This is a genomic window from Vibrio sp. 10N.261.46.A3 (genome assembly GCF_041472995.1).
Lineage (GTDB): Bacteria > Pseudomonadota > Gammaproteobacteria > Enterobacterales > Vibrionaceae > Vibrio > Vibrio coralliirubri.
The window spans coordinates 24,315-38,642 of record NZ_JBFRRH010000058.1; the positions used below are offsets into that span (position 1 = coordinate 24,315).

Sequence of the window (14,328 nt, forward strand, 5' to 3'; positions counted from 1 at the left end):
AAAAGGGAACAATCCATGTCCCCTTTAATTAGCAATCAAAACAAGAAATCAGTTCTTATTTTTTCAGCTCATGAATCACTGGAAGACCTTGGCCTGCTTCAAGCTCTTGAACATGCCAATCTAGACCAATTTCCGGCATAGTTGCTAGGAACGGATCTGGGTTTAGCTGTTCCATGTTGAACACGCCTTTATCAGCCCATTCGCCACGGAAGAACTGAAGTGCAGCGGTAATCGCTGGAACACCAGTTGTGTAAGAGATCGCTTGGTGCTCTACGTCTTCGTAAGCCACTTCGTGGTCTGCGTTATTGTAGATGAATACGCTACGCTCTTTACCATCTTTCTTACCTTGAACCCAAGTACCGATACACGTTAAACCAGTGTAACCCGGAGCTAGAGATGTTGGATCTGGCAGTAGTGCTTTAAGAACATGCAGAGGCTGAACCACAGTACCATCGTGCAGTGTTAGCGGATCTGGGCTAAGAAGACCGATATCACGCATGCAGTTGAAGTAGTTCAAGTATGCATCACCAAAGCCCATCCAAAATTCGATACGCTTAGCTGGGATGAACTCTTTCATTGAACGAACTTCATCGTGCGCCATTGAGTAAACTTTGTGAGAACCACAGTTCGGGAATTCAAACTCAAGCATACGAGAGTGACAAGGTACTTGTTTCCACTCTTCATTTTCCCAGTAGAAAGAATCGCCTTGGATCTCAAGCATGTTGGTTTCTGGGTCAAAGTTTGTCGCAAACTTCTTACCGTGGTCGCCAGCATTCACGTCCATTACGTCAATTGAGTCAATCTCATCAAACAAGTGCTTAACCGCGTACGCAGCAAAGATTGATACCACACCTGGATCGAAACCAGCACCAAGAATACCTGTGATACCCGCTTCAGCGAACTTCTCACGGTAGCCCCACTGCCAATCGTAAGCTTGTGGTACTTGTTGGCCTTCAGAACATAGGTCAACCGCTACCGATGTATCTAAGTAAGAAACTTTAGATTGGTAACATGCTTCCATGATTGCCATGTTTACCCAAGGAGGACCAGCGTTGATCACTAGATCCGGCTGAACTTCTTTAATCAAAGCAACAAGCGCATCAACATCATCAGCGTCTACTGAACGTGCTTCTAGTTTCTTAGTTGAATCTTTAAGGTTGTTTTTTCCCTTGATAGATTCGATGATTTTTTCACACTTCGCGATTGTGCGAGAAGCGATTGTGATATCACCCAGAACTTCGTTATTTTGTGCTGCTTTGTGTGCAACAACCCAACCTACGCCGCCTGCACCAATTTGTAGAATAGCCATAGTTTTAATTACCCTTGTTGTTCTGCTAGCTCAATAGCTAAAGTTTGAATTTTGTTTATTAGAGATTTGAAATCTGATGTCGTTAAGCACGGATTCAAGATTGTAAATTTCAGCGCGCTTTTACCGTCGACAACCGTTTCGCCAAGGACGGCAACACCACGAGTCAGTGCTTCCAGTCTTAACGTTTGATTCAGCTTGTCTAAATCTAGTTCACCGTTTGCTGATTGCCCATTGCGAGGCACCGATCGGAATAGCACAGTAGACAGTGACGGCTCTGCAAGCAGTTCAAAATCGTCTTGGTTTTGAATTAGGTCTGCAACTTGAAGCGTCTGCTCTAGAAGATGATCGTACATATCGCCCAGCTGCTTTGGCCCAACGCTTTGCATCGTCATGAAGACTTTCAATGCATCAAAACGCTTGGTGGTCGCAATAGACTTATCGACAAGATTTGGCAGCTCATCGTGCTCGCGATTCAAGTAGTCTGCGTGATGCAGTAGATACTTAAAGTTCGCTTTGTCTTTCAGCAGCACAGCACCACAGCTGATTGTTTGGAAGAACAACTTGTGGAAATCAACGCTGACAGAGTCCGCTTTCTCGATGCCTTTCAGACGAGCTTTATGGCTACTTAAGATAAGCGCGCCACCGTAAGCACTGTCGACATGGAACCAAAGACCTTGTTGGTTTGCGATATCAGCAATCGCTTCAAGGTCGTCAATCGCACCGTGATCGGTCGTACCCGCAGTACCGACAACAGCAAAAGGAATCAACCCTTGTGCTTTAAGCGCTTTCACTTCTGCGTCTAGCAAGTCAGGCTTGATAGTGCCGTTTGCATTGGTATCAACACAGCACACTGCCGCTTCGCCTAGCCCTAGTAGAGAGGCTGACTTTTGAACCGTGAAGTGAGATTTCTTTGAACATAAGATACGCAGCTTGCTCGCGTATTCTGGTAAGCCAAGCTTTTGGATAGAATGACCATTGTGCTTATCCGCAACCCAGTCTCTCGCAAGCAATAAACCCATTAGGTTACTTTGCGTGCCTCCGCTAGTGAAAACACCGTCAGCTTGTGCGCCAAGTTGGTATTTGTCACACATCCAATCCACCACACGCTGCTCAACATAAGTCGCAGCCGATGCTTGGTCCCAAGAATCCATTGATTGATTCAACGCAGCGATAATCGATTCCGCTGCTACCGAAGCCATAAGAGGCGGAGTGTGTAGGTGTGCAATACAGTCTGGGTGTTGCACGAAGATGGAGTTTGCAGCGACAAGGTCTGCAGTGCTATCTACAACATCAACCAAAGCGTGTTGATTGTTATCGAGGTCGACAGCATTGATGGCTGCTTCTAACACTTTTGGATCTAAACCCGAATAAGGTGTTTCAACCTGTTCAAAAACCGCTTTCATCGCTTGAGTGGTTTGGTTCATCACGCTAGCAAATTCGTCGCTACCACCTAAACCCGTCTGGATGAAATGCTTGTTCCATTCTTGGTTTGCTTGTTCGCTTGAATCTGGGTCTTGTTGTAAACCACCACCTGCTGCGATGATCGCTTCTTCCATTACGCGGAGTGCAAAGTCGATCTGCTCAAAAGAGATAATCATTGGCGGAAGGAAGCGAATGACCGAACCATCACGACCACCCTTTTCAACCATCAAGCCGCGCTCTAGTGCTGCTCGTTGAATCGCTAGGGTTAACTCGCCGTCTGATTTTGGTTCGCCAAACTTGTTAAGCTCACCATTTGGTTGCTTGATCTCAGCGCCAAGCATCAAGCCTTTACCACGAACTTCAGCAATACAGCCAACGCGTGATTTAATTTTCTCAAGCCCATGACGTAAGTATTGGCCTGCGATGTTCGCGTGCTCAACCAAACCATCTCGCTCAATGATTTCCAACGCCTTAGCGCCAGACACCATTGCTAATTGGTTACCACGGAATGTACCGGTGTGCTCACCCGCTTTCCATGTATCAATGCTCTTATCGAATACAAGCAGCGACATAGGCAGTCCGCCACCAATCGCTTTAGACAAGCACAAGATATCAGGGTTAACGCCTGATTCTTCAAACGCAAATCGATGACCCGTTTTACCCACACCACACTGAATTTCATCAAAAATCAGTAGGATTCCGTGTTCATCACAGATACGACGTAGGCCTTGCAACCAAGATGCTGGAGCAGGAATTACACCGCCCTCACCTTGCACAGGTTCAACGATCATCGCGGCTGGTTTCATGATGCCAGACTCGTCATCGTTCAACATACGCTCGATATAACGAATGCTCGCGTTAGCACCCGCTTCACCACCAATGCCAAACGGACAGCGGAGGTTGTATGGGAAAGGCATAAAGTGCACATCAGACATCAAGCCGCTACGACGCTCTTTAGTGCCGAGGTTACCCATCATGCCCATGGTGCCGTTGGTCATGCCATGGTAAGCACCACGGAAAGCAAACATGGTGTTGCGACCTGTGGTTTGCTTAGCAAGCTTGATCGCCGCTTCCACAGCGTCAGCTCCCGATGGGCCACAGAATTGAAGAACCGAGTTATTTGAAAAGTCTTGAGGAAGAAAAGCTTTAACTCGCTTGATAAACGTCTCTTTTGCTTGGGTCGTAATATCAAGAGTTTGGTATGGCAAACCAGAATCGAGCTGGTCTTTCAGTGCTTGGTTAATCTCAGGGTGATTGTAACCCAGAGAAAGTGTACCTGCACCGGCTAAGCAATCGAGAAAGAGTTGGCCACGAGTATCTTCAACTAAAGCGCCACATGCTCGTTTAATAGCAATAGGCAGGCGTCTTGGGTAAGAGCGAACATCCGACTCATGCTGTTCTTGCTCTAGCAAAATAGCGTCAGGTGTTAGGTCGTACGTTCCCTCTAAGATAGGAACCATAGTTGAAAATGAATTTGCGATAGTATTAATATCGACTTCAAAGGCGGTAGTCATAAAAGTCCCCTTGAATGTGTTCATACTCACCTCCATCAGACGCAATTACCCACCAACTCTCGTTAAATTTGGAGAGAGTTCATAGTGAAGTACACGTATTGTCTAGAAATGAGATATAGCTGTACGCTCGCATAAGTCAAATGACGAATACGAAATTAAGCCGTCTTAAGACAGCGATAAATTGTTAGCGTGAGCTCAAGGTTCAGTAATGCTACTGTTTTGAAGAATTGGACATTTTTGCAGGATCGGGCAGCTATGAGGAGCTGGTCCCTTTGGAAATGCAGAGCTGATTAGCAATGTTGTAATTAGTGTGTTCAATGTTGGGTTTCCCATTAACATGGCGAACTGCGCCATAAGTATCCCGTCTATCAGCTAAAGGACTAGCCAATACCTACCCTACGTAATGTCCCAATCAGCAAGAATGGTCACTACGCGTATCCCCCAGAAGCAATCGTTGCTCTTCTTGAACATTGTTCATTCCGAGATTGCGCGGGAAAGTAACATAAAGTGAAATGAACGATCAATAGTTTTTAGTAATAGCTTGATAAATAGCAGCGGTGGCTAAGCAATTGCTGTAAATATCGTCACACTATCGTTTTGGAAAGAGATCCCCGGTTCATTCGTTCCTCATGCCCGAGGATGACGACACAGGTATGTAGGCAGTGTTAGTGATGGCTTTGAGGCTGTGGCGCCTTTACGTCATTCCCTAGCACGAGGAACGAGTTCATAGGGAATCTCGCTTTTAAAAACGAACTTAATTGCGAAATTTTGAGGCAGAAATAGAAATGAATGTTTAGTGCGGGTTCGAACAAGAAGAGTACTTACCCGTAAAAGCTAAACGCCAGAAACCAAAAAGCCCGAACATTTCTGTTCGGGCTTCTTAATTTGGAGCGATACATCGGGTTCGAACCGATGACCTCAACCTTGGCAAGGTTGCGCTCTACCAACTGAGCTAGTATCGCATTTGCTTTATCGAGATAAAGACTTTAATAGATGGTGCCCCGGGCCGGACTTGAACCGGCACAGCGCGAACGCCGAGGGATTTTAAATCCCTTGTGTCTACCAATTCCACCACCAGGGCACGCAATTCTTTATTGCGATGCCGATTACTGAAAAGTAAAACACCATCTTAATGCTGACGCCAATCAACATTACAAAATTTGGAGCGATACATCGGGTTCGAACCGATGACCTCAACCTTGGCAAGGTTGCGCTCTACCAACTGAGCTAGTATCGCATTTTCATTCAAATTCTTTCTAGAAGAAAGAGAGAATGGAGGCGCCTCCCGGAGTCGAACCGAGGTCCACGGATTTGCAATCCGCTGCATAGCCACTCTGCCAAGGCGCCTTAGTAACTCCAATCGAATCGCTCATTGCCATCCTCTTGGGTACGGGATGCATTCTACGGATTCAGACGATTGAGTCAATATTATTTTTGTACTTTTTAATTCGTTTGAATAGATTTCATACGAAACAGGCCAAATAGCTGACTTTATGTTCAAAACACACTGTGAGCGGGTTATTCAAAGGAGATCTATATCACATTAGATATCCACTATTGATAACTTAGCCTTAGGTTAAAGATCAAAAAAGCGAGCCTCAGCTCGCTTCTTCATCAATGATGTTTTTCGTCCAACAAATCGTCTTTGGCGGCCATCAAGTATTGTGCCATTGACCAATAAGTAAGAACGGTAGCGACATACAGTGCAATGTAACCTACCCACACCATCCAGTCGTCGTATCTCCAGATAAGTACCCAAAGAGCGAACATCTGAGAAACCGTTTTGACTTTACCAACCCAAGATACCGCAACACTTGCGCGTTTACCGATTTCAGCCATCCATTCACGAAGCGCTGAGATGATGATCTCGCGAGCTATCATAGTCACGGCTGGGATAGTTATCCAAATCGAGTGGTAATGCTCTGTAATCAGGATAAGAGCCGTAGCGACCAACACTTTGTCAGCCACAGGGTCAATGAAGGCACCGAAGCGAGACGTTTGCCCTAACTTACGAGCTAGCATGCCATCTAGCCAATCAGTGAAACCGGCTACCCAAAACACCATCGCAGCAGCGAAAGGAGCCCATTGATAAGGTAGATAGAAAACGACAACGAATACTGGGATCAAAAATAGTCTCAGTAAGGACAAAATGTTAGGTATATTCAAACGCATATTATTGGGCTCTTATTAATTGCGCTTTAATGGTGCGGGATTTTTACTATTGTTTCAATGCTTGATAAATGTTTTCTGCCAAAGAATGACTAATGCCCGGCACTTTGGCTATTTCTTCGACAGTTGCACGCTTAAGTTCTTGTAAGCCACCCATATATTTCAGCAAAGCTTGACGACGTTTAGGCCCTACCCCTTCAATTCCTTCCAAAGCACTGGTTCTGCGCGTTTTACCACGTTTCGCCCTGTGACCTGCAATCGCATGATTATGGCTCTCATCACGAATGTGTTGGATAAGATGCAGTGCTGGCGCATCACTAGGTAAATTAAATTCTTCACCTTCAAGGGTTACCAAGGTTTCTAAACCCGGCTTACGCGTTACCCCTTTCGCAATACCCATCATTCTTGGTCTAAACGGCCAATCCCCCCAATATTGAGAAATGATCTCATGAGCACGGTTTAGCTGACCTTTACCACCATCGATAAAGATGATGTCTGGGATCTTGTCGACATCGAGTTGCTTCGAATAACGTCTCTCAAGCGCCTGAGCCATTGCTGCATAATCATCGCCACCTGTAATGCCGGTGATGTTGTAACGACGGTACTCTGATTTGACCGGGCCTTCTTGATTGAACACCACACACGACGCAATCGTACTTTCACCCATGGTATGACTGATATCGAAACATTCCATGCGCTTGATAGCATCCATCGACAGCACTTCTTGGAGCTCTTTGAAGCGCTGATTAATCGTCATCTTGTGATTAATCTTGGTGGTAATAGCCGTCAATGCATTGGTATTCGACAATTTAAGGTAGCGACCTCGGGTACCAGAGGGGTTGGTATTGAAGTGGATCTTACGACCCGCCACTTCACACAAGGCTTCTTGAATCGGTGTGACATCTTCCATCAAATCGGCATTGAGAATCAAACGAGTTGGGATGGTTCTCGCTTCATTATGCGCAAGATAGTATTGGCTTAAAAAGCTCGAAAAGACCTCTTCTCGCACCGTATTGTTTGGAATTTTTGGGAAATGACTTCTGCTGCCTAAAACCTTGCCTTGGCGAATCATCAAGATATGAATACACGCTACGCCATTCTCTTGAGCAAAACCCAACACGTCCATATCTTCCATTGAATCGTCAGATACGTATTGTTGTTCTTGCACACGTCGAATCGCTTGGATTTGGTCACGGAAAGCGGCAGCTTGTTCAAAACGAAGCTCTCGGCTTGCTGTGTCCATTTTGTCGATGAGCGTCTCAAGGACCAGCTTATCCTTCCCTTGCAGGAATAGACGAACGTAATCGATAAGTTCACTGTACTCTTCATCAGAGATAATCGAGCTGACACATGGTGCAGCACAACGACCAATCTGATACATCAAACACGGGCGCGTTCTATTGGCATAAACGGTATCTTCACACTGGCGGGCAGGGAAAATCTTTTGGATTAGGTGTAGCGTCTCACGCACAGCGCCGGAATCAGGGTAAGGACCAAAATATTCGCCCTTTTTCTTCTTAGCACCACGGTGCATCGACAAACGAGGATGTTTGTGACCGCTAATAAAAATATAAGGGTACGACTTATCATCACGCAAAAGTACGTTGTATTTAGGCAAGTACTGCTTGATGTAATTGTGCTCAAGAATGAGCGCTTCTGTTTCCGTGTGCGTTACAGTGACATCGATCTTGTCAATATTACTGACTAGAGCGCGTGTTTTTTCACTGTCAACTTTTTTACGGAAATAACTGGAAAGGCGTTTTTTGAGGTTCTTAGCTTTACCGACGTAAATAACGACAGCCTCGGCGTTATACATTCGATAAACGCCGGGCTGCTCTGTTACTGTCTTGAGGAATGAGACTGAGTCAAACAAGTTGGTCACTATACGATCTCAGTGTTAAAGGGTCTCAGTGTCTAACATTCCATGTCTAATCGCTAAATGCGTCAGCTCTACATCGCCACTGATATCCAGCTTACTGAACAAGCGGTAGCGGTAACTGTTGACTGTTTTAGGACTTAGATTGAGTTGTTCTGAAATATCCGTCACTTTCTGACCTTTAGTAATCATCATCATGATTTGAAGTTCACGTTCAGATAAGTCTGCGAATGGATTTTCAGACGCAGGCGAGAATTGGCTCAAAGCCATCTGCTGCGCAATTTCTGGTGAAATGTATCGTTGGCCACTATTAACCACTCGAATTGCATTTACCATTTCATCCGGACCTGCCCCTTTAGTAAGGTAACCAGCAGCTCCAGCTTGCATCACTTTAGTTGGAAACGGATTTTCCGTATGAACAGTTAAAACGATGATTTTAACATCAGGGTTGAAACGCAAGATCTTCTTGGTTGCTTCTAAGCCACCAATACCAGGCATATTCATATCCATCAAAATAACGTCAGTATTGTTAGTACGACACCATTTTGCAGCATCTTCACCGCTTTCAGCTTCCCCTGCTACGTTCATTCCACGGACGTCTTCAATAATACGTCGTATCCCTGTGCGAACCAGCTCGTGATCATCTACAAGGAAAACATTTATCAAACTTGTATCTCCACACTATTAATTGGCTCTGCAACCACTGTGTCGTTTCATCTGTTTGAAACAATTGAACAAAGGAACAGTGGATCGCAGCATTGAGTACATCTTAACTTAATTACTAAAAAAAAGCTCTGTTGAATATGTGCTGAAACACGAACTTTAGCAAGTACTTATTAACAAATAAGCTAACTAAAACAACAAGCTTTTTCTAAAAATCAACCAGTTAAAACAACACCCAATAAAATTACATAAGATAGAGATATTTTCAATACCATTGAATAACCATTCGTGACAATTTCACTTATTTGCTTATAGAGTCCCGTTATTCGCCTCTACTAACTAGAATTTAGTTAGTATTTTTACTGCCTGTTGTGCGTAGAGGGTCGCTAGATGGTAGTATTCGATTCCCCATTTCAATAGGTTACTACATTGGATATTCAGCAAGGCTTTGTACTCACAAGACAAGCAAGAGATTTTTCAGGGCGCACACAAATCGACTTGTGGTTAAGCACCCCTCAAGGCCCTACTCTGCTGACAATTCAAAATGAAAAACCGGTATTTTTTGTTGCTCAATCTGACGTTGAAGCATGCCAGGCAATCGCAGCGAAAGAGTCGATCGATTGCCAATTTAAGCCTCTAGAACTAGCCACATTCGAGCAAACACCTCTCGCCGTGTGTTACACCTCACTGTCGAGAAGTAGCTTTGGTTTAGCGCAAGCCTTTCACAACGAAGAAATCCAAACCTTTGAAAGCGATATTCGACTCGCCGATCGATTCTTAATGGAACGTTTTATCAAGGGAAGTATTGAGTTCACAGGATCTGCTATGCAAAAAAATCAGCATCGCCGAGTCTCAAATGCGAAATGCCGAGCAGGTGATTACTTACCCGATCTATCTGTGGTCTCGCTTGATATTGAGTGTTCGGAAAAAGGCGTGCTTTATTCAATTGGCCTAGACAGCCCGATGGACAGCCGAGTAATCATGGTCGGCGAAGCACAACAAGCTGAAACCAATATCCAATGGGTTGCCAACGAGAAAGCGCTACTCGAAGCAATGATAGCTTGGTTCTCTAAATTTGATCCTGACATCATCATTGGCTGGAACGTTATCGATTTCGATTTTAGGCTGCTACACAAACGTTCAGAATGGAATGAAGTGAAGCTCAACATCGGCAGAGACAACCAACCAAGCTTTTTCCGTAGTTCCGCTCAAAATCAGCAAGGTTTTATCACGATTCCAGGACGCGTTGTTTTGGATGGTATCGATATGCTAAAGACAGCGACCTACCACTTCCGTTCTTGGTCGCTTGAGTCGGTATCACAAGAGCTGCTTGGTGAAGGTAAAGACATCCACAACGTTCACGACCGTATGGATGAGATAAACCGAATGTTTAAGTTTGATAAACCTTCACTAGCTAAGTACAACCTTCAAGACTGCGTGCTAGTAAACCGTATCTTCGAGCACACTCACCTACTCGACTTCGCGATTGAGCGCTCTCGATTAACCGGTGTTGAGCTAGACCGTGTTGGCGGCTCTGTTGCAGCATTTACCAATTTATATTTACCTCAGATACACAGAGCTGGTTATGTCGCACCGAACTTAGAGCCAGAGAATTGGATTGCGAGCCCCGGTGGTTATGTTATGGATTCAATTCCCAATCTGTACGACTCGGTTTTGGTACTCGATTTTAAGAGCCTGTATCCATCGATCATTCGCTCGTTTCTGATTGACCCTATGGGGCTTATTGAAGGGTTGAAGCTGGAACTTGGGCCAGAAGAAGACCAAGCCGTTGATGGCTTTCGAGGTGGGCAATTCCACCGCTCTAAACACTTCTTGCCAGAGATGATCGAAAACCTCTGGGCTGCTCGTGATGTGGCGAAGAAGAACAACGAGAAAGCGTTCTCTCAGGCGATTAAGATCATCATGAACTCATTCTATGGTGTGTTAGGTTCGTCCGGTTGTCGTTTCTTCGATACCCGGTTAGCGTCTTCGATTACCATGCGTGGACATGAGATCATGAAGCAAACCAAGGTTCTGATCGAAGACAAAGGCTATCAAGTGATTTACGGCGATACCGATTCAACATTCGTGTCTCTGAACGGCAGTTATGATCAGCAAAAAGCCGATGAGATCGGGAACACACTGGTCGCTTACATCAACGATTGGTGGACGAATCACTTAAAAGAGACCCATAACCTAACCTCAATACTCGAGTTGGAATACGAGACTCACTATCGCAAGTTTCTAATGCCAACCATTAGAGGATCAGAAACCGGCTCGAAGAAACGTTATGCCGGCTTAATCACTCAAGGCGACAAAGAAAAGATTATCTTTAAAGGGCTTGAGAGTGCACGCACCGATTGGACACCTCTCGCACAGCAATTCCAACAAACCTTGTATGAGATGGTGTTTCACGATCAAGATCCAACCGACTACGTCAGACAATTTGTTGATGAAACCTCTGCTGGCAAGCATGATGATTTATTGGTGTATCAAAAGCGCTTACGCCGCAAATTACACGAATACCAAAAGAACATTCCGCCGCAGGTTCGCGCAGCTCGAATGGCCGATGAGATCAATGCTAAGTTAGGACGCCCTCTTCAATACCAAAACAAAGGACGCATTGAGTATTTGATTACTCTGAGTGGCCCTGAGCCCAAAGAGTATTTAAAAAGTGGTATCGATTATCAGCACTATATCGACAAGCAGATTAAACCGGTCGCAGAGGCAATCCTACCCTTCATCGGTTTAGACTTTGAAAGAGTCAGTGGGCAGCAGTTGGGTTTGTTCTAGCACTGTATTCAATATGCACTTAAAACGAAAAAAGCAGAGACATGCTCTTCAGCACGCTCTGCTTTTTTGTATCAATTGATCGGTTATAAATCTCTATCCGATTCTGAACTCGGTTTTCTGATACTGCTTAATCAACCACTCACCAAAGCCATCAAGAATACCGATCACCGAACGTTTAGGGATTGGTCTACCAGAAAGCAAAATGCCCAACCTTTGGATTTCGACTTCTCGATCTGGATGATACTTCAAAAATTGCTGGCCACATTCAATTGGGTCATCGAACCAATATTTATCACGGTACATCACCAGAGAGTAACTCGCTCGTAGAAGCTTCTTGGCTATAATCACCTGCGCAGCGACTTGTTGTTCTGGCGTTGTCGCTCGTGCGATCTTGTTGCGATATACCGCTAACCAGTTTTCAGCATCCATATTCCAGTGCTTAGCGATTTCCCAGCTTGTTTCAAAATCACCATAGCAATCCGATAAGTCCTCACCATGCACACACACGGCTAAATGCTTGAGCATAAAACCCCAAGTGAAGATATTGTCGAAATCGACTATCTCACTCACTAAGGTGGTCTTAATTGCTACTTGAGTTACCTGCGGGAAGCTCTTTTGGAAACGCCATTTGATGGTGTTCAACAAAGTGGTTCGTTGGTCAGGAAACGGTCGATGGGTCACCACAACCACATCTAGATTAGAGCGCCCCACGACGGCTTGCTTACGTGCCACACTGCCATAAATATAAATACTGTGCAGATTAGAGCCTAATCCACCTTTTAGAAAGGTAATCAGATCGTTAACCACAGGTTGAAATTCAGGTTGAAAAGGCTGTGTTGGGTCAATAACAGGTAGCTGCATAGGTCGTTTCGGTAAATAAAATAATGATTTAACTATAACTCTATGATCGCCTAGGTGACTTTATGATTCAAGCTATTCCTATTTATAGCATCTCCGAGATATAATCAGCAGATAGACCCACTAAGGACAAACACAAAATGCCTAGAGCAAGTGAAATTAAAAAAGGTTTTGCGATCGACGTTGATGGTAAAACAATACTAGTAAAAGATATCGAAGTAACAACACCAGGTGGCCGTGGCGGTCAAAAGATTTACCGTTTCCGTGGTAGCGATGTAGCAACTGGCGTTAAAACTGAAGTTCGCCACAAGGCTGACGAAATCGTTGAAACTATCGACGTAACTAAGCGTGCAGTAATGTTCTCTTACGTTGACGGCAACGAGTACATCTTCATGGATAACGAAGATTACACACAATTCATCTTCAACGGTGAAACAATCGAAGACGAACTACTGTTCATCAACGAAGAAACTCAAGGCATGTACGCGATTCTTATCGACGGCAATGCAGCAACACTTGAGCTACCAACTTCAGTTGAGCTTGTTATCGAAGAAACTGACCCTTCAATCAAAGGTGCATCAGCGTCTGCTCGTACTAAGCCAGCTCGTCTGTCTACAGGCCTTACTGTTCAAGTTCCTGAGTACATCGCAACTGGCGACAAAGTTGTTGTGAACACAGCTGAACGTAAATACATGAACCGCGCAAGCTAAGATACTTATTATGACCGAAGCTAACGACCTAATGTCTTACGACGATGCAATTGATACTGCATACGACATCTTTCTAGAGATGGCACCTGACAATCTTGAACCTGCAGACGTGATTCTATTCACGGCTCAGTTTGAAGATCGTGGCGCTGCAGAACTTGTTGAAACTGGCGATGATTGGGTTGAACATGTTGGCTTTGAAGTCGACAAAGAAATCTACGCTGAAGTGCGCATTGGTCTTGTGAATGAAGCTGATGACGTTCTAGACGACGTATTTGCTCGCATGCTAATCAGTCGTGACCCAGAACATAAGTTCTGTCACATGCTGTGGAAACGCGACTAATACCGCTGTTGACGCTCATCTGCATGAGTAAACAAGTATTCATGTAAGCGAGTTAAAAGTTAGCCGAGCCGATTGCTCGGCTATTTTTATCACGCCATTTCTCATCATGATTACTCACTTTCATCATCAACTTTAGATTCACTGATTATGACCAAAGCAAAAACAGACACACAATCAAAAGGCTATGCCTGCATTGGCCTAGTTAACCCAAAGACGCCTGAAAACGTTGGCTCTGTGATGCGAGCTGCTGGCTGCTACGGCGCCAACTCTGTGTTTTACACTGGCACACGCTACGACCATGCGCGAAAATTCCATACCGACACCAAAGAAAAGCACCTAGCCCTGCCTTTGATTGGTGTTGAAGAGCTTAAAGATATTATTCCAGTAGGCTGCGTGCCGGTTGCTGTTGATCTGATTGAAGGTGCTAAGCCTCTACCTGATTACAAACACCCACCACGTGCGTTTTACATTTTTGGCCCAGAAGATGGCACGCTAAAGAAAGAGATCACAGATTTCTGTCGTGAGACGATTTACGTTCCGACTAACGGCTGCATGAATCTAGCAGCATCAGTGAATGTGGTGCTTTACGACCGATTGGCGAAAGGCGATAACTTCTCGAATCATAAGTAAATAGAACGAGATACGAGATGCAAAAAGATTTATAGATGCGCGTA

The 14,328-nt window shown here is 44.8% G+C and carries 10 protein-coding genes and 4 tRNA genes; 4 read left to right on the plus strand and 10 right to left on the minus strand.

What is annotated here, in order from left to right; translation table 11 throughout:
* Positions 1–55: 55 nt before the first annotated feature.
* The 9 genes from AB4484_RS13895 to uvrY form a co-directional block, all read right to left on the minus strand.
* Positions 56–1,309 carry a carboxynorspermidine synthase gene (locus tag AB4484_RS13895; RefSeq protein WP_017061002.1) on the minus strand — a complete coding sequence of 418 codons (1,254 nt, stop codon included), beginning with the start codon at positions 1,307–1,309 and terminating at the stop codon, positions 56–58.
* 8 nt (positions 1,310–1,317) lie between these two features.
* Positions 1,318–4,269, minus strand: a complete 2,952-nt coding sequence (locus AB4484_RS13900) for a pyridoxal phosphate-dependent class III aminotransferase (protein ID WP_372078746.1) — start codon at positions 4,267–4,269, stop codon at positions 1,318–1,320.
* A gap of 862 nt (positions 4,270–5,131) precedes the next feature.
* Positions 5,132–5,207: transfer RNA gene (locus AB4484_RS13905), tRNA-Gly, on the minus strand.
* A 32-nt stretch (positions 5,208–5,239) separates the two neighbouring features.
* A tRNA-Leu gene (locus tag AB4484_RS13910) sits at positions 5,240–5,326 on the minus strand.
* 80 nt (positions 5,327–5,406) lie between these two features.
* A tRNA-Gly gene (locus tag AB4484_RS13915) sits at positions 5,407–5,482 on the minus strand.
* 36 nt (positions 5,483–5,518) lie between these two features.
* Positions 5,519–5,592, minus strand: a tRNA-Cys gene (locus AB4484_RS13920).
* Between the two features lie 267 nt (positions 5,593–5,859).
* Entirely contained in the window at positions 5,860–6,417 is a 558-nt protein-coding gene (gene pgsA / locus AB4484_RS13925; RefSeq protein WP_017061490.1) for a CDP-diacylglycerol--glycerol-3-phosphate 3-phosphatidyltransferase, read from the minus strand.
* A gap of 46 nt (positions 6,418–6,463) precedes the next feature.
* Complete coding sequence (gene uvrC / locus AB4484_RS13930) at positions 6,464–8,296, minus strand: excinuclease ABC subunit UvrC (RefSeq protein WP_372078748.1); 1,833 nt, start codon at positions 8,294–8,296, stop codon at positions 6,464–6,466.
* A gap of 15 nt (positions 8,297–8,311) precedes the next feature.
* The gene (uvrY, locus tag AB4484_RS13935; RefSeq protein ID WP_004729778.1) at positions 8,312–8,956 is read right to left on the minus strand and encodes a UvrY/SirA/GacA family response regulator transcription factor; all 645 of its coding nucleotides are present in this window, start codon (positions 8,954–8,956) and stop codon (positions 8,312–8,314) included.
* A 426-nt stretch (positions 8,957–9,382) separates the two neighbouring features.
* On the opposite strand from uvrY, the gene AB4484_RS13940 reads away from it, so the two are divergent.
* Positions 9,383–11,746, plus strand: a complete 2,364-nt coding sequence (locus AB4484_RS13940; protein WP_372078751.1) for a DNA polymerase II — start codon at positions 9,383–9,385, stop codon at positions 11,744–11,746.
* 93 nt (positions 11,747–11,839) lie between these two features.
* On the opposite strand, the gene AB4484_RS13945 is transcribed toward AB4484_RS13940, so the two are convergent.
* Positions 11,840–12,607 carry a nucleotidyltransferase gene (locus AB4484_RS13945; protein ID WP_050651474.1) on the minus strand — a complete coding sequence of 256 codons (768 nt, stop codon included), beginning with the start codon at positions 12,605–12,607 and terminating at the stop codon, positions 11,840–11,842.
* A 137-nt stretch (positions 12,608–12,744) separates the two neighbouring features.
* Between AB4484_RS13945 and yeiP the strand changes: the two genes are divergently transcribed.
* From yeiP to AB4484_RS13960, 3 genes are all read left to right on the plus strand, one after another.
* Positions 12,745–13,314, plus strand: coding sequence for an elongation factor P-like protein YeiP (yeiP, locus tag AB4484_RS13950; RefSeq protein WP_048607233.1), 570 nt, complete (start codon positions 12,745–12,747; stop codon positions 13,312–13,314).
* A gap of 10 nt (positions 13,315–13,324) precedes the next feature.
* Entirely contained in the window at positions 13,325–13,654 is a 330-nt protein-coding gene (locus AB4484_RS13955) for an HI1450 family dsDNA-mimic protein (RefSeq protein ID WP_004741258.1), read from the plus strand.
* Positions 13,655–13,801: 147 nt separating this feature from the next.
* Positions 13,802–14,284, plus strand: a complete 483-nt coding sequence (locus AB4484_RS13960; RefSeq protein ID WP_017061495.1) for an RNA methyltransferase — start codon at positions 13,802–13,804, stop codon at positions 14,282–14,284.
* The last annotated feature ends 44 nt before the right edge of the window (positions 14,285–14,328 follow it).